Source organism: Sphingobium sp. RAC03 (genome assembly GCF_001713415.1).
Classification (GTDB): Bacteria; Pseudomonadota; Alphaproteobacteria; order Sphingomonadales; family Sphingomonadaceae; genus Sphingobium.
Map to the genome: position 1 here is coordinate 102,752 of NZ_CP016453.1, position 16,614 is coordinate 119,365.

At 62.8% G+C, this 16,614-nt stretch carries 10 protein-coding genes and 1 pseudogene; 4 read left to right on the top strand and 7 right to left on the bottom strand.

What is annotated here, in order from left to right:
- Positions 1-24 precede the first annotated feature (24 nt).
- Complete coding sequence (locus tag BSY17_RS00405) at positions 25-3,048, top strand: glycosyltransferase (RefSeq protein WP_069063890.1); 3,024 nt, start codon at positions 25-27, stop codon at positions 3,046-3,048.
- Between the two features lie 16 nt (positions 3,049-3,064).
- Here the strand turns inward: BSY17_RS00405 and BSY17_RS00410 are convergent, their stop codons facing one another.
- The 6 genes from BSY17_RS00410 to BSY17_RS00435 form a co-directional block, all read right to left on the bottom strand.
- On the bottom strand, positions 3,065-4,318 hold the full coding sequence (locus BSY17_RS00410) for an MFS transporter (protein ID WP_069063891.1): 1,254 nt from the start codon (positions 4,316-4,318) through the stop codon (positions 3,065-3,067).
- The gene (locus BSY17_RS00415) at positions 4,315-5,955 is read right to left on the bottom strand and encodes a sulfatase family protein (protein WP_069063892.1); all 1,641 of its coding nucleotides are present in this window, start codon (positions 5,953-5,955) and stop codon (positions 4,315-4,317) included. The genes BSY17_RS00410 and BSY17_RS00415 overlap by 4 nt, the downstream gene beginning before the upstream one ends.
- Complete coding sequence (locus tag BSY17_RS00420) at positions 5,952-6,884, bottom strand: formylglycine-generating enzyme family protein (RefSeq protein WP_069064439.1); 933 nt, start codon at positions 6,882-6,884, stop codon at positions 5,952-5,954. Before BSY17_RS00420 ends, BSY17_RS00415 begins: the two co-directional genes overlap by 4 nt.
- A gap of 8 nt (positions 6,885-6,892) precedes the next feature.
- Complete coding sequence (locus BSY17_RS00425; RefSeq protein WP_069063893.1) at positions 6,893-8,818, bottom strand: glycoside hydrolase family 3 protein; 1,926 nt, start codon at positions 8,816-8,818, stop codon at positions 6,893-6,895.
- The gene (locus tag BSY17_RS00430; RefSeq protein ID WP_083216941.1) at positions 8,812-10,521 is read right to left on the bottom strand and encodes a glycoside hydrolase family 3 protein; all 1,710 of its coding nucleotides are present in this window, start codon (positions 10,519-10,521) and stop codon (positions 8,812-8,814) included. Before BSY17_RS00430 ends, BSY17_RS00425 begins: the two co-directional genes overlap by 7 nt.
- Before the next feature lie 85 nt (positions 10,522-10,606).
- Positions 10,607-12,997, bottom strand: a complete 2,391-nt coding sequence (locus BSY17_RS00435; protein ID WP_237236166.1) for a TonB-dependent receptor — start codon at positions 12,995-12,997, stop codon at positions 10,607-10,609.
- 258 nt (positions 12,998-13,255) lie between these two features.
- Between BSY17_RS00435 and BSY17_RS00440 the strand changes: the two genes are divergently transcribed.
- A complete protein-coding gene (locus tag BSY17_RS00440) occupies positions 13,256-14,302 on the top strand; it encodes a LacI family DNA-binding transcriptional regulator (protein WP_069063895.1) in 1,047 nt (348 codons plus the stop codon).
- 17 nt (positions 14,303-14,319) lie between these two features.
- Here BSY17_RS00440 and BSY17_RS00445 read toward each other — a convergent pair.
- Positions 14,320-15,221 (bottom strand): annotated as a pseudogene (locus BSY17_RS00445) (LysR family transcriptional regulator).
- 170 nt (positions 15,222-15,391) lie between these two features.
- On the opposite strand from BSY17_RS00445, the gene BSY17_RS00450 reads away from it, so the two are divergent.
- Both BSY17_RS00450 and BSY17_RS00455 read left to right on the top strand, forming a co-directional pair.
- Entirely contained in the window at positions 15,392-15,721 is a 330-nt protein-coding gene (locus tag BSY17_RS00450; protein WP_037475601.1) for a nuclear transport factor 2 family protein, read from the top strand.
- 64 nt (positions 15,722-15,785) lie between these two features.
- Positions 15,786-16,565 (top strand): SDR family oxidoreductase, encoded by a 780-nt coding sequence (locus tag BSY17_RS00455; protein ID WP_069063896.1) that lies wholly within the window; start codon positions 15,786-15,788, stop codon positions 16,563-16,565.
- Positions 16,566-16,614: the final 49 nt, after the last annotated feature.

Sequence of the window (16,614 nt, forward strand, 5' to 3'; positions counted from 1 at the left end):
CCCCAAGCCCCGGTTCAAGACATAATGAATGACGCGCCGACACATGCCTGCGATATTGCGAACGAGACGTTCGACGACTGGTTGCCGGACAGCGACCCGGACAATGATGGCGCATTTTGCGGTGCCTGGCATGTCGAATATAAGAAGAATAGCCGCTTTGCGCTAACCCCTGCGCTGCAAGGCGACCGGCCCAGTGGGGTGGCGGTGACGCTCCATGACGGCGCGTCCTGGCTGCGCATCTGGCAACAATTGCCGCACCAGTCGGATGAGGCGCAGGCGGATTATGCCCTGGCGCTCAGCGCACCGGCCAAGGGCGGGGACGGTGTGCCTATCCTCAAATGGGTGGTGTTGCTGAGCATCGACGCGAAGGGGCAGCGAGTGCTGCACAAGACGTTGGTGCAGGGGCCGATCAGACTTGTACCGGGATCGCGAATCGTTCGCAATTTTTCCACGGCGGGGAGCGTCGATGGTCGTCCGCTGCTGTTGGCGATGGATTTCGCCGATGGACCGGGGACATTGGCAATCGCGTCCCTGTCCATCCATCCCCGTGGCCCTTTGCCGAACCAGCCTACCTTGGCCAAACGGCCCGAACGGGTGTGCGTCATATCCTGGGACATGGCGCATAATCCGGTCGGTCGCGCCTTCCTGCTCGCCGATATGGCCGCTCGCAATCATAGCGTCGAACTGGTGGGACCGATCTTTAAAACCTATGGGACCAGCATCTGGCCACCAATCGCCGACGCCCTGTTGCCGATGCGCAGCTTTCCGGCGAGCGATATGGCGAGCTTCCTGCGCGGGGCGGCGGAGATGGCGCGCAACACGCGCTGCGACATCGTCCATGTCGGCAAGCCCCGCCTGCCCAGCCTGTTGCTGGGCCATCTGATTAGTCAGGCGAATAATTGCCCGATGATCGTCGATGTCGATGATCATGAACTGGCCTTCGTCAAGGACCGGACACCGGTCGATTGGAACGAAGTGCTGGCGGCAGCGGAAGCGGACGCTTCGGGTTTTGCCATACCGCATAGCGACCTGTGGACGCGCTTTGGCGAAACGCTGCTGGCGGAAGCCGATTATGTCACCGTCTCCAATATCGCGCTGCAGCGCCGCTTTGGCGGTGCAGTGCTACGCCACGCGCGCGACGAGACGCTGTTCGATCCAGCCCGCTATGATCGCGACCAAACGCGCGGCGAGTTCGGCTATGGCGCGCAGGATCGCGTCATCCTGTTCCTGGGAACGCCGCGCGCCCACAAGGGCTTGCTGGATGTCGCCGAAGCGCTGCGCCGGGTGCAAGACCCCCGGCTGGCGCTGTGCGTCATCGGACGCATTGGCGACAAGGCGCTGAGCGAGACGCTGGCGACGTACACGGATATCCGCCTGGCGCTGCATCCCGATCAACCTTGGGATCGCTTGCCCGAACTCGTCAACATGGCCGATGCCGTCGTGATCCTGCAAGACCCGGACCACCCGATCGCTGCCTATCAATTGCCCGCCAAACTGACCGATGCGCTGGCCATGGGCGTGCCCGTGCTCGCCCGCACCGTGCCGCCTTTGGAGGATATCGCCCTGGCGCGCGCCTATCTGCCCGTGCCGAACGATGCGGCGTTGGATGCTGCCCTGCGCGATGTGGCGGCGGACCGGATTGCGTCGCAGGGACAGGCGGGACGCACCTATTTCCTGACCGAGATGAGCTATGCCGTGAATGCGGCGCGCCTCGACCTGGCTTATCGCGCCGCGCAGCAGGCACGCCCGGCCGCCAAGCCGCTGCTGGACCGGACGCTCAAGCTGCTGTCGCGCAAGACCGGCATTGCGCTTGGTCCATCGGCACGCCGCCCACCGCTCAGACGCGACGACGCCCCGCGCGACATGATCTTCCTGTGGAAGCAGAATGACTCCGACATCTATGGCCGCCGTCCTGACATGCTGGCCAAATATATGCTGGAGACGGGCAAGGTGCGGCGCATCATCCATCTCGACGCGCCGATTGCTCTGCAGGAACTGGAACAGCAAAGCGAGGCGGCGCAGCAGCAGGCCGCGCATCAAGGCAGGCAGATTTACGAGACCGTAAAAAAGCGGGTATTGCGCCAAGCCGACACAGCGGACTTTCTGCGCCGCACCTTCCTGCATCGCGGTCGCGCGGCATCGGGCGAAGCCTTCGGGCAAGCCTTGCCACCCCCCGAAGCCTATGCCGATTTCCTGCGCGCTTTACGCGAAGAGGCGGCGGTGCAGGATGGGCCGTTGCTATGGGTCTCGCCGCTCGTGTTCGACTATCCGCTGGTGATGGAGGTGTTCAAACCGCGGCTGGTCATCGCCGACCTGATCGATGACCAGCGTACCTTCCCCGGATCGAGCGCGGCCTATCGCCAGCGCGTCGAAGAAGGCTATGAAGCGATATTGCGGGATGCCGACATGGTGTTCAGCAATTGCGAGCCCATAAGGAAGGTGTTCGCGCCGCTGCGCACGGACATTCATCTGGTGCCTAACGGGTGCGAACGGCTGGGCGGCGACGTTGAAGCGCATGCTGCGCTGCGCGACCTGCCGCGGCCCATCATCGGCTATGTCGGCAATCTGCGCGACCGGGTGAATTGGCCGTTGATCGAGCGGATCGCGCAAGCCTACCCCGATGGCAGCATCGTACTGGTCGGATCGGCGCATGGCCGACCAGAAGTGGCCGCCATCACCGAACGTCACGCCAATATCCATATGCTGGGCGTCAGGCCTTATGAAGAAGCCTTGCAGATCATGCGTGGCTTCGACGTCGCGATCATGCCGCATCTGCAAAATGCGCTGAGCGACCGGATGAACCCGCTCAAACTCTATGTCTATTTCGCCTCTGGCCTGCCGATCGTCGCATCGGCCGTCGCCAACATCGATGAGCTGGCACCCTATATCGCGGTCGCCGATACGGACGAGCAGTTCATGGCCCAGCTCAAGGCGGTGCTGAACGGCTGGATTCCGCCGGTCAACCCGGCGCTGCGCGACTATCTGGTCGGCAAGATGTCATGGCAGGCGCGGGTCGACGCGATTTGGCAGGTACTTGAAGGCGAGTGACGCGCGGTGCCGCCGCTTACCGAGAGCGGCGGACCGGGTTGATCGCGAAGGCCCCTAGCAAGGCGAAGAGGCAGCCGACGATATAGATGGCGGCGTAATTCTTGCCGCTCGCGCTGCCGATGGCGAGGATGATGGGGGCGATGGCCGGGGCCAGGGACTGGGGCAGGGAGTTGGCGATCTGGAACACGCTCATATCCTTGGCGCGATCTTCCTCGCTTGGCAGGATCGCCGCGAGCAAAGCCAGATCGACGGCGAAATAGAGCCCCTTGCCGATCCCCGCCAGGGCAACGCCGACCAGAAATTGCGACACGGATGGCGCAAGCGCGATCACCAGAAAGCCGGAGGCTTCCAGCGCGGCGGCAACGAAGATCAGCGGCTTGCGGCGGCCCGTCCAGTCCGTGATGAAGCCACCGACCAGCGAGATGGCGATGGTGGCCGACGCGATGATCGCCATCGACTTGACCATCACCTGCGTCGCGTCCGACCGGCTGAGCGACAGCTGGTCGGTCAGGAAGAAGAGCTGATAGGTCAGCAGGAAGGACCAAGCCATCATGATGAGGAAGCGGCTGCCAAAGGCCCAGCTGAAATCCCAGTCACGGAACGGCGCGAAAATGGAGCGCAGCATGATGAGCGGATTCATCTTGCTGTCGCTGCTGACCGCCGGACGATCGGGCAGGATGACGCATAGGGTCAAGACGCTGGCGACCGTGATGCCAAAGGGCACCAGGAACATCAGCAGGTCCGACGATTGCGTATATTGCGTGATCCAACTCCCGACAAAGGTGCCTGCGGTCGATGTCATGCCGAGCATACCGGCAACGCGGCCCTGCATGTGGAACGGGATGATGTCGGGCAGGATCGGCAGGCAAGCGGCTTGCATGGCATTGAATCCGGCCTGACAGATGACCCAGCCAATACCCAGCAGCAGCAGATTGGGCGCAGTGCCGAGGATGGTCAGTCCCAATCCGCTGACCAACAGGCCACCGACCAGCCAGGGGCGACGACGGCCGAAGCGGCTGCGCGTGCGGTCCGACAGCGCGCCGCAGATCGGCGTGATGACAAGCGCGACGAAGCCGCCGATGGCGAGGATGATGCCAAGCCAGCGGCCCTTTTCGGCTTCCCCCGCAATTTCACTGACGCGCAGCGCGATGGTGATAACGACCGGCGTCAGCAGGGCGATCCAGATGCCGAACTGGGCCAGCACATAGATGGCGATGAAGCCGAGCGACACCGGCGGACGCCCCTGATGCACGGTGGGTTGACCGATCATGGCCGATAGGCCTTGCCCGCGGCATCGGCTTTCTGCTTAGCGGGCGTATCGGCGAACAGGTCGTTCATCTTCGACGGCAGGTTGGGCTTAACATACCAGTCGGCCGGAAAATCGGCGGCGCGTGCGCCATCGATCTTGCGATGGACCAGACCCGAACTGGTCTTGCGGGTGTAAGGGACGACATGCTCGCCCTTGCTGTTGCCGAGTTGGTCGAACAGTGCCTTGCGCAAAGTAATCTTGGTGTCGAGCCAGGCCGGATCTTCGATCAGATTATGCATCTCGTCCGGGTCAGTCTTGAGGTCGTACAGTTCCTCCATATCCCAGACGCCATGATATTGGATATATTTCACCCGGTCCCGCTCGATCGCGAAGGTCGTGGGAGTCTGCGGGAAGCTCCATTCCCAATAATATTCATAGACGAAATCGCCGGGATTCCAGGCCTTCTCGTCGATCTTGCCTTCGGCCACGGGGAGGAAACTCTTGCCCTCCATCTGCTGCGGCTTGGCGACATTAGCGATGTCGAGGAAGGTCGGCGCAAGGTCGAGGTTACGCACGACCGCCGGGTTGGTGACGCCCTTTGGCACCATGCCCGGTGCCCAGACGATCATCGGCACGCGGACCGAGGGCTCATAGGCATTGCGCTTGTCGATCAGGCCATGTTCGCCGATCATGAAACCATTGTCGGAATAGAAAACGACCATGGTATTCTTGTCGAGCTTGTTCTTCTTGAGGTAAGCCATGATCCGCCCCAAACTGTCATCGACGGGGCTGAGCGTGCGATAATAGTCGCGGACCTGCTCGGTCATGGGATTGTCGGTATGATAGGGGAAGTCCGCACCGTGCCAGCTGTTGCGCTGGTTCTGCACCCACAGCGGCTTGCCTGCATTATTTTCCGGCGTGTTCGCCATGCTGGCGGGCAGTTTGATGTCGAGCTTGCTGTACTGGTTCTTGTAGCGTTCGGGCGGTAGCGGGTCGCTATGGACGGCCTTGTGGCTTAAATAGAGAAAGAAGGGCTTGGACGTGTCGCGCCCCTTTTCCAGCCAGTTCATCGCATAGTCGGTCAATTCGTCGGTGATATAGCCGGTGCGCTTCACCGCCGTACCATCGACGTTGAGCATTTGCCGATCGCCCGCCGCGAGCCGTTCGGGCGACAGCAATTCGGTCGGGAAATAGGTGCCCTGCCCCTTGAAGCTGACCCATTTGTCGAAGCCTTCGCGCGGCGCATCGGTGTCGAAGCCCATATGCCATTTGCCGAAGAAGCCGGTCTGATAGCCTGCCTGTTGAAGATATTTGGGAAAGAAGGTCAGCCCTTCCTCCGAACTATTATTATTGTCGACCACGCCATGGTTGCGCGCTGTCTGGCCGGTCAGGATCGTCGCGCGACTGGGCGAACAAAGCGAGGAGGTGACAACGGCGTTGGGGAAATAGACGCCATTCTTGGCCAACGCGTCAATGTTCGGCGTCTGAAGGCCCGGCGTCAGAAAGCCCATCGCATCATAGCGCAGGTCATCGACCAGCACGAAGATCATGTTGGTCGGCTTTTGCGGCGCATTGACGGGCTTTGCCAGCACGCCCGGTCCCAACAAGGTGCAAGCGGCAAGCGCAGCGGCGCGCAAGGCGCGGCGGGCGGTCTTCATGAGCGATGTTCCTTCTTGTCGCGAATGATGCAGCGAAAGCCGATATGGCTGGTCGAACTATCCACCGCCTGCGGATGGCGGGCGGCCGGGCGATAGCGCTGGCAATAATTGGGGGCGCACAGGTGGGAGCCGCCCTTGAGCACCTTGCGCGGGATCGGCGTATCGGGGTTGGCCGGGTCAAGGCTTTCGCGCTTCGTGCCGCCGCGCGGATTGGCGGGGACGCAGCAGCTACCCTTCGCCTTGCGCTCGATCCGCGGCTGGGCGAACCAGTCGGTCGTCCATTCCCACACATTACCGATCATGTCGAACAGGCCATGGCCGTTGGCGGGATAGGTGCGGACCGGCGAGGTCCGCTCATAGCCATCGTCCAATGTGTTGGCGAAAGGGAAGGCCCCTTGCCAATAATTGGCCAACATCGCGCCGCCGGGTGTCAGTTCGTCACCCCAGGCGAAGTCCGCGCCATCCAGGCCGCCGCGCGCAGCATATTCCCATTCCGCTTCGGTCGGCAGCGATTTTCCTGCCCATTTTGCATAGGCCTCCGCATCCTCGAACGCGACATGGACGACCGGATGATCGTCCAGCCCGTCGAGGCTGCTGTCGGGGCCATGGGGATGCCGCCAGTCGGTGCCGAAGCTGAATTGCCACCATTGGCTATAGTCGGCTAGATCCACCGGGCCGCGCGTGCGTTGGAACAGCAACGATCCCGGCAGCGCCGAGGCTGGGTCCATGCCGGGATAATCTTTGGGGTCGGGCGCAATCTCGGCCAATGTGACGTGGCCGGTCGCCGCCACGAAGCGCGCGAAATCGCGGTTCGTTACCGGCGCCTCATCGATCCAGAAGCCATCCACCTGAACCCGGCGGACGGGCGCTTCTTCGGGATAGAAACGGTCCGATCCCATCTGGAACGCGCCGCCGGGCACATGGCGCATGCCGTCGGTCATTGGTCGCCGCCCACCACGATCCCCGCGCCGCGCGGATAGGCGGGGGGTGGGCCATCATCGGAAAGATCGGGACGCTGGGCTTCGACATCGGCCATCGACCGGGGCAGCGAGAAGGGCAAGCGGCCCTGTGCCGTGGCGCGGCCCGCTACCACGTCCAGCACGGCGGCATCGCTCGCGCCGAAGGTGACAATCACGGCGCGGGCCATGGGTTCGATCGCCGTCAGGATGGCCGGGCGGTCCATCTCTATGGCAACGATGGTGGGGACGTGGGCGGCGGCGTGCGCGATCGCCTGCACATCCTTGTCTTCCGGGCGAAAGTCCAGCCGTCCTTCATGCTGGCGGGAGCCGAAGAAATGATGGGGGTGCAAGGTTTCGAACGGCGTCGCGGTGCGGACCAGCGCGACCTGCGCCTGTGCCGGATCCTCCACCACGACGAAGCCAGCGGCGCGGGCTGCAACCGGATCGACGCCGTGCAGCCAGATGTGCTGGCCCGGTGCCACCGGCAGAGCTGCGCGATCGTTGCGCAACAGCACCTGGCTGGCGCGCTGGACCGCATCGGCCTGGCGCTGAGCCTCAGGATTGCCGACGATCCGTGCAGCCGCCTGTTCATTGACATAAGGATTGTCGAACAGCCCCTGTTCGAACTTGAGGCGCAGCACGCGGCGGGCGGACTCGTCGATCCGCTGGACGCTGACCTGCCCCGTGGCGACCGCGTCGAGGATTGGCGCGGGGTCGTCGGCGCCGCCGAACTGGTCGATGCCCGCCTCTATGCCGTTGGCGAAGCGGGTGGTCTTGTCGGTCTGCTCCATGCCCCAAGGCATACCGATCGATGCGGGTGTCTGCGGGTTAGCAGCATCGGGTGCGACGCAGGCCTGCGGACAATCGCGGGTGATCGACCAGTCCGATACGATCAAACCGGCAAAACCCTTGTCGCCACGCAGCAGGCCGGACAGCAATTGCGTGTTGAAGCCGCCGCCGACCGGCTCGATGGGCTGTCCTGCGACCTTGGGCCCCTGCACAATGACATAGGTCGGCATGACGCCTGCACTGCGCGCGGCCAGTGCGCCATCGAAGGCGCGGATATGATCGGCGAAGGAAGCGTCGGTCAGGGTAGCATGGCGGCCATAGACATTATGTCCGTCAAACCCCTCCGGCTGGGCGCCATAGCCGACCCAATGTTTGACGACGGTGGCGACGCCCTGCGCAGTGACGCCGTTGGTCCCCTGCTGGAAACCCTCGACATAGGCACCCGCGAGGCGCGACACCGTGTCGGGGTCGGACCCGAAGGTCGCCGAAAAGCGCGCCCAGCGCGGTTCGGTGGCAAGGTCAGCCTGGGGCGACAGCGCCATATGGATGCCGACGGCGCGATATTCGGCGCGGGCGATATCGCCGAAGCGACGCATGACGGAGGGATCGTTCAGCGCCGCAAAGCCGAGCATATCGGGCCAGAGCGAAAAGCCGCCGCCGGTCGTACTGGCCCCCAAGGTCGCCTGAAAATGGTGGCGCGGGTCGGTGCTGATCGTCGCTGGAATGCCGAGGCGTCCGGCCTCCGCCAGTTTCTGGATCGCGTTATTCTGCGCCGCCAATTGGGCAGGCGGCACTACGAGGCGGGTGATGAAGCTGGATATGTGCCGATCGCGCATCAGGCGGGTGGTCGCCCCCTGATCATAGGCCTGTCCGGCGAAGCCGATCGACGATCCTGGCGTCGGCAACGTCCCGTGCAGCATCAGCCCGGCCTTTTCCGCCAGCGTCATGCGCGCCAGCAGATCCTCGACCCGCTGATCGATCGGGACATGTTTGTCCTCATAGAGATCAAGCCGACCATTATGATTGAGATCGCGCCAGCCAGACGGTGGCGCGGCCGCCGCGCTGAGCGTAAAAAGCGCGATGGACGCCGCCAGCCATTTGCCCAAGCCTACCATCGCAACTGCCCTTTCCCGCAAAACGCATCGACCGGGCTGACCCCTGTAAAAGCGGCCTCCCCCACCAGCCGTTCGACCAGCGCCGTCTGAATATCGGGCAGCGAAGCGTAGGCATTGATATAGGTAGAGAAGTTCGGCGCGTCATACAGATAATAGGGTTGCCCAAAGGAGACGAGCAGCGTCGGGATTTCCCGGTTGAACTGGATCATTGCGTTGCGGGGACCAGCGTGAAGCTTGGCGAAATCGAGGAAGATATGGCCGAGGGCCGGTGTCGCTTCCTGGCCGATGAGATAGAGGACGAGGTCGGTGTCATCCGGCGTCGGCATGGCTTCGGCGTCGAAATGCCGAACCGCAAAGCCCCGTTGTTCGAGGCCTTGTACCAGCGGGGTGAAGTCGCGGTCCGGCGCGCCTGCAAAGAAGCTGGTGCCCGCGTCCGATATCACAACGACGCGCTGGTGGTGCGCGGGGCTGATCGGCAGCAGCGCGTCGCGATCCTTGACCAGCGTCAGGCTGTCCGCGATGGCGCGCCGCGCGACGTCCAGATGGTCGGGACGGCGCAAGGCTTCGCGCACCTGCGGCAAAGGCGCGATCCGTTCATCAAGGGTCATACGGTGCAGACCGAGATTCGCCTTGAGCGACAGGCAGCGGGTAACCGCTTCATGCAGGCGGCGCTCCGACAGGCGGCCTTCACGTAGCCCCTTGAGCATCAGCGCCATGTCCTGCGACGGATCGCGGCTGAACAGGAACATGTCGCAGCCATTTTCGATGATGGCCGGCACGGCTTCGGCGCGCCCCATCCAACTGGTGATGCCACCCATGACGGTGGCATCGGACAGGATCAAACCCTCAAAACCGAGCTGCCCGCGCAACAGCTCTTCGTTCAGCAGGCGTGACACGGATGCCGGTTCATAGGCCTGCGCACCCGCGCGCGGCAATTTGTCCCGTATATAGGCGGGCAGCGCAATATGGGCGGACATGATCGTCATCACGCCATCGTCGATCAGCGCGCGGAAGATGCGGCCGAAGGTCGCTTCCCATTCGGCGAGGTCCATGTCGTTGACGCTGGTGACCAAATGCTGGTCGCGATCGTCCAGCCCGTCGCCCGGCCAATGTTTGGCGCAGGCGGCAACGCCCTGTGCCTGTAGCGCACGGATATAGGCCTTGGCCTGGTCCAGAATGCGGTCGGGATCGGAACCGTAGGAGCGCGTGCCGACGACGGGGTTGCGGAACGCCCGGTTGATATCGACGACCGGCGTGAAGGACCAATTATAGCCAAGCGCGCGGCTTTCTTGGCCGACAATGGTCGCGAGCTGAGTGCTGAGCGCAATATCGTCGCAGGCGGCGATGCCCATCTGGTTGGGAATGGCAGTGGTGAAGGGATAGCTGACCGTTCCGCCTTCAATATCGCCCGACAGGATGAGCGGCACGTCGGACCGCTTCACCGCGTCGCGCGCCGCCGCCCAGGCCGTATCCAGATCGCGCGTCGGGAAGCGGTGAATACCACCGGGCGCGTGCGCGAGCAGTTCGTCGGTTTCCGCCACACTGTCATGGCGCGAGGAGAGGATGAACAGCTGCCCGATCTGCGCCTCGACGCTCAGGGCGTCGCGCGTGCGCTCGACCCAGCGTGTGTCCTCAGGTGACAGGGCAAGCGGAGAGGTGCGTTGCGCTACATCGGTCGACAGGAATTCACGGCCAATATTCATGCGGGCGAACCTTGCGGGTTCTTCATCGGTTCAGCTCCCACCAACAACAGGGGCGCGACGGCGATCTCGCCGCCGCGCCGTCGGATCAGAACTTCACGCCGAGGGTGGCGCCGAAGTAGCGGTCCGCGTCCTTGTTGAAGGTGCCCACGAGGTCGGTATTGCCGCCCAGGAACGACGTATGGCCGATGCTGGTGAGGTAGTTTTCGTCAAACAGGTTCTTGACGAACAGGGTCAGGCTGTAACGACCATCGATCTGCTTCACGCCGATGCTGGCATCGACCAGCGTATAAGCAGGTTGTTCCAGCAACGGATCCTGCTCGACCGAGAAGTTCATCGCGCTCTGGAAATTGACGCCGACCTGCGCAAAGCCCGAAAGATTCGTACCTGCAATGTCCGCCTCATAGCGAGGAGCGAAGCTGATTTTCCAACGCGGGCTGACCGGCAGCGTCGCGCCGCGCAGGTTCTGGATCGGCGTGACACCCGCGACCGGGCGATAGCAGATGTTGGTCGGCATGCCCGACAGGACCGGCGCGGCAGCGTTGAACTGCTGCGGACAATTGAGACCGTCAATATCGATGGTGGCGTGGGAGTAGGTGACGGCGCCGGTCAGGCTGAAGCGATCGTCGGGACGGACGGTGGCTTCGATTTCAAAGCCCTTGGTTTGCGACTTGCCGGCGTTAGTGGGCGCGAATTGCGTGACGCCCGCGGCGATGTCCGAACGGTTGGCCTGAACCTGAAGATTGGAATAGTCAGCCAGGAACAGGGCGGTGCTGACGCTCAGGACGCCATCTGCCGTGCGTCCCTTGAAGCCGACTTCATAGGCATTGACATGTTCGGGTTCGAGCACGGTCTGATCGGCGAGATTGGCCGAAATCTCGATATCATAACCCAGCCCCTTATAGCCGCGCGTATAGCTGGCATAGACCTGCGCATCCCGGCTGAATTCATATTGCAGGCCCGCCTTGCCGGTCACTGCCGTATCGTCCGCCGTGACCGATCCGCTGACAGGCGCATTGCCGGGCATGACGGCATCGCCGGGGACTAGCGGCGCGATGCGGCTACCGCTGTTGGTGCCCTTCTCATATTGCAGGCGCAGGCCACCAATGGCCTTGAGACCGCCGGTGATGCGATATTCGACCTGACCAAAGGCAGCGACACTGTCCTGCTTCAAGCGGATGTTGCTGGCCGAAGACTGGTAGATGGTGTTTTCGGGCGCACATGGCTGACCGAAGGTGCCAGCCGTGCAGCGCGCACGACGACGGTCGAAAGGCCGCTTGATGTCGGAATGCATGTAAAAAACGCCAGCGACATAGTTGAAATTGCCGCTGTCATTATTGGCGATCCGCAGTTCCTGACTGAAAGCACCAATATCAAGGGCACCGCCGTTGCGGTTCCAATTGGAGTAGGCGGCCGAGGCACCAACGAAGAGCGGAACATCGCTGTTGATGCGCTCGATCGGCTGGTTCACTTCCAGATAATAATCCTGATAGGCGGTAATGGAGGTCAGGGTCGCGCCGCCCAGATCCCAATCCGCCTGCAGCGAATAGGTCTGCTGGTCGCTGTTGGAAGAGGTGACCGTCTCATCATTGAGCGTGCGGTTTTCGCGGGTCGCATTGATCGGACCGACCAGCGTCTGCAGGTTGGGATTATTGATCGCGATCCAGGTCGAAGCACAGCAATCCGCTTCGGTTTTGCGATATTCGCCTGTGAAGAGGAGGTTCAGATTCTCGGTCGCGTCCCATTCCAGCTTGCCGCGCACGCCCCAGGATTTGGAACCATTGTCCCAGCTGTCAGTGGCGATGTTGCGGGCAACGCCGCGCACGTCGTTGTAGAAGCCGGTGACGCGGGCGCGGAGCGTGTCGCTGATAGGGCCGGACACGGTGCCGCGGGCGCGATATTCGTCATGCTCGGCGATGGTCACTTCGCCGCGACCTTCAAATTCGCGCGAGGGGCGCGCGGTCGTGACGCTGATGACGCCAGCGGTCGCGTTCTTGCCGAACAACGTGCCCTGCGGCCCGCGCAGCACTTCGATGCGCTCGATATCGGCGAGGTCGGTAAAGCCCTGCGTCTGGCGCACGGCGACGACGCCATCGACGACGGTGGACACGGAGGATTCGACGCCCTGCCCGAACAGGGCGGTGCCGATGCCACGGATACGGAAGCTGCTGTTGGTGGGCGTTGCCCCCTGTTGGAACGTCAGCGACGGTACGGCCTGCACCAGCGAGGCGCTATCATTGATCTGGCGGTTGGACAAAGTATCGGCCGAAACAGCGGTCACCGCGAGCGGCACATCCTGCAGCCGCTCTGCGCGCTTTTGCGCGGTGACGACGATGTCGGTGCCGGCATTATTGTCGTCGGCTGCGGCAATCGCTGCATCTTGCGCGAAGGCGGGAGTCATGTTGGCAGCGACGAGCGTCGCAATCAGCCCGATCATGGACGAGCCGGACAGACGTTGAATGACGTTAGAAGCTTTCATAGTACCTCCCCTTTATGCCTGTCGGATTGATTTCCGACGTTTGCAAACAAACAATATGGGCTATGCGACCCGAAGCGCTCATTAATCTTGTAGCGCTACATGTTGCCTTCCGACCCTTGAGTCAAACAAATATGTAGCGCTACATATTTTTCCGGGCGGGGTTGTCGCTTTTCCGACACAGGGCGCGCCCGTGCAGGCGATTCATGGATTGAAGCGCAGGCGCGTTAAGCTAAGGAAGAGCATGGGTTTGGGAAAAAGATGACAAGACGGCCGAGCAAGACGATCACCATCAAGACCGTCGCCGAACTCGCAGGCGTGTCGCCCATGAGCGTGTCGAACGTTCTCAACAACCGGCATAAGGTGCGCGAAAGCACGCGGCAGGCCGTGATGGACGCCGTCAAGACGCTCAACTATTCCCTCAACCCTGCGGCCAAGTCGCTGGCTGGCTCCGGCATGACCCGCATCGGTCTGATGTATCGCAATATCGAAAATGCGTTTCTCAGCTCTATCCTGATCGGCAGCCTGGAAACTACCAACCGCATGGGCGCGCAACTCTTGTTGCAGCCGCTCGAAGTGGGCGACGCCGGGGAAGTGGCGGCGGGTATTCAGACCCTTATCAGCAACGGTGCGAATGCCATCCTGATCGCTCCGCCCTATTGCGAGATCGCCAATAGCCATGGCCTGACCAAAGACGCGCCGGTGCCGATCGTGGCGCTTTCCCCCGGCGATGATCTCACTGACGAATATTGCATCCGCATCGATGATTTCGCGGCGGCGCGCGACATGACGCGCTATCTTATCAGCCTCGGCCATAAGGATATCGGCTTCATTCGCGGCGCCGGGCATCATCTGATCAGCAGGACGCGGCGGGACGGCTATATCGCCGCGTTGCAAGAGGCCGGCATCGCTCTACGCCCCGAACTGATCGCTGATGGCGATATGAGTTTCGAATCCGGGCTGGACGCCGCGCAGACGCTTCTGAGCCTGGCCCCCCGGCCCACCGCCATTTTCGCCAGCAACGACGATGTCGCGGCGGCCGTTACGTCGCTGGCGCATCGGCAGGGGCTGGATGTCCCGCACGACCTGTCGGTCGCGGGTTTCGATGACACCCCGATTGCGGTGAAGATCTGGCCTGCTTTGACGACGGTTCGCCATCCAGGGGCAAGGATCGCGTCGGAGGCGGCGACGCTGGGCATCATGCTGGCACGCGGAGGAGATGCCCCAGCAAAAAGCGCGACCCACCTCGACTATATGCTCGCCGTCCGCGAATCGACCGCGCCGCCGCGTCGGTCGGGCAGCCATTAGATCGTCATCACCGCTCATCATGCTGCCGACGCGGCGAAATTGCGGGCCAGGTCGACGAAGGCCTTGAAGGCGGCGGATGGGTTTCGTCGGTTGGGATAATAGAGGCACAGTGGCGCGAGCGGCGGCGTCCAGTCTTCCAGAACACGGACCAGACGGCCCGCCTTCATGTCCTCGCGAATGTCGGACTCCATGAGGAAGCCGATCCCACATCGTCCAGCACCGCCATGCGCGCGAGACTGGCCTCGTCCAGCGTCATCGGACCATCGACATCGATCTGCACCGCTTGCCCCGCTTTTTCGAACTGCCAGCGAAACAGGCTGCCGTTGGGCAGCCGGACACGCAGACATGGATGCGCAAGCAGATCCGGCGGGACCAGCGGCGTCCCATGCGCCGCCAGATAGGCGGGTGACGCAACGACGGCATAGCGTCGATACAGACCGAGCGGAATAGCGATCATGTCGCTCGGCACCAGGTCGGCCGTGCGAATGCCCGCATCAAAACCATCCGCCACGATGTCGACGAGCCGCCCTTCCGTGACGAGATCGATATGGACCTGCGGATAGCGGCGAAGATAGTGCAGCAACAGGGGCGAGAATATCTCCCGCGCGGCCGTCGCAAAGGCGTTGATGCGCAACGTGCCTGAGGGCGTTGCCTGCTGCGACCGGGCGGCATCCATCGCCGCATGAATATCCTGCAGCGCCGGGCCGACCCTGCCGACAAAATCGCGCCCCGCATCGGTCAGCGAAACGCTGCGGGTGGTGCGGTTGAACAAGCGCACGCCAAGCTGCCGTTCCAGCTTCCCGATGGCGTTGCTCAGGGCGGTGGTGGAGACGCCCAGATCAATCGCCGCCGCCCGGAAGCCCCCCCTGCGCGCGATCGCGATTACCGCGTCGAGTTCGATCAGACCATGCCGCATCATTGTCCCGCTTTTCGTAACAGCGCATCCCGATCTATCCCGATTATCATGGCGCGCGTCTACCGCTAACTTGGGTGACAAGATCCAACCCTGGATGCACGGCGGCCCGTGACACGGATCATCCGCCCCTTTGCTATCCTGGACAGGTCGAAACGCATGGAAGGAAACCAGATATGACGGTTCAACTGCCCCCGCCCATCGCCGCCTATTTCGCGGCCGATGCCAACAAGGACGGCCATGTGGTAGCGCATTGCTTCACCGACGACGCCGTGGTGAAAGACGAAGGCAAGACGCATAGCGGGAAGGACGCCATCCGGGACTGGAAGGCGCAATCCTCCACCACCTATCGCTATACGGTGGAGCCTTTTGCCATCGCCACTGATGGCGCGCGGACGGTCGTGACCAGCCATCTCGAAGGCGACTTCCCCGGTAGCCCGCTCGACCTGCGCTATTTTTTCACGCTCGACGGGGACAAGATCGCTGCCCTTGAAATCATCCCATGAGCGCGGGTCATCGCCGGATCAGGCCCGCTAACTCTCAAATATCTGACCGATTGGAACCCACCGCATGACGCCTTTTCTGACCTTGCAGGGGAAGCGCGCGCTGATCACGTCGGGTACCCGTGGCGCGGGCGCTGCGACGGTCGGCCTGTTCCGCGAACTTGGCGCGCAGGTTCTCACGACTGCGCGCACCCCGCCTTCGGGCAGCCCGGATGCGCTGTTCGTTGCTGCTGATCTTACCACGGCCGAAGGTTGCAGCGAATTGGCAAGCGCGGTGCGCGATCGGCTGGGCGGCGTGGACATCATCGTTCACATGCTAGGCGGATCATCGGCACCAGCGGGGGGATTTGAAGCGCTGAGCGATGCAGAATGGCGCAACGCCCTGGACCTCAACCTCATGCCCGCCGTCCGGCTCGATCGCGCGCTGCTGCCGGACATGCTGTCCCGCGGCAGTGGCGTGGTGATCCACGTCACCTCCATCCAGCGCGAACTACCCCTGCCGGAAGCGACCACCGCCTACGCCGCCGCCAAGGCGGCGCTTTCCACCTATAGCAAGAGCCTGTCCAAACAAGTGTCGCCCCAGGGCGTCCGGGTGGTGCGGGTGTCGCCGGGCTGGATCGAAACGGAATCAGCCGTCGAACTGGCAACCCGACTCGCAGCCGAGCATGGCGGCGACATCGCCCAGGGCAAGAAGATGATCATGGACTCGCTCGGCGGCATTCCGATCGGCAGGCCATCGACACCGCAAGAGGTCGCCAGCCTGATCGCTTTCCTAGCGTCCGACCGGGCGGGGACCATCACCGGCACCGAATATGTCATCGATGGCGGGACCGTGCCAACGGTGTGAGAATGATGTGTTCCTACGGGCACCGGAGGATCGAGGGTAAAATAGGAAC

Excerpts from the sequence above, each read along its gene's own strand:
- BSY17_RS00420 (WP_069064439.1), bottom strand. The coding sequence starts at position 6,884 with ATGCGCCATGTGCCCGGCGGCGCGTTCCAGATGGGATCGGACCGTTTC.
- BSY17_RS00405 (WP_069063890.1), top strand. The coding sequence starts at position 25 with ATGAATGACGCGCCGACACATGCCTGCGATATTGCGAACGAGACGTTC.
- BSY17_RS00435 (WP_237236166.1), bottom strand. The coding sequence starts at position 12,997 with ATGAAAGCTTCTAACGTCATTCAACGTCTGTCCGGCTCGTCCATGATC.
- BSY17_RS00425 (WP_069063893.1), bottom strand. The coding sequence starts at position 8,818 with ATGGTAGGCTTGGGCAAATGGCTGGCGGCGTCCATCGCGCTTTTTACG.
- BSY17_RS00450 (WP_037475601.1), top strand. The coding sequence starts at position 15,392 with ATGACGGTTCAACTGCCCCCGCCCATCGCCGCCTATTTCGCGGCCGAT.
- BSY17_RS00415 (WP_069063892.1), bottom strand. The coding sequence starts at position 5,955 with ATGAAGACCGCCCGCCGCGCCTTGCGCGCCGCTGCGCTTGCCGCTTGC.
- BSY17_RS00410 (WP_069063891.1), bottom strand. The coding sequence starts at position 4,318 with ATGATCGGTCAACCCACCGTGCATCAGGGGCGTCCGCCGGTGTCGCTC.
- BSY17_RS00455 (WP_069063896.1), top strand. The coding sequence starts at position 15,786 with ATGACGCCTTTTCTGACCTTGCAGGGGAAGCGCGCGCTGATCACGTCG.
- BSY17_RS00430 (WP_083216941.1), bottom strand. The coding sequence starts at position 10,521 with ATGAATATTGGCCGTGAATTCCTGTCGACCGATGTAGCGCAACGCACC.
- BSY17_RS00440 (WP_069063895.1), top strand. The coding sequence starts at position 13,256 with ATGACAAGACGGCCGAGCAAGACGATCACCATCAAGACCGTCGCCGAA.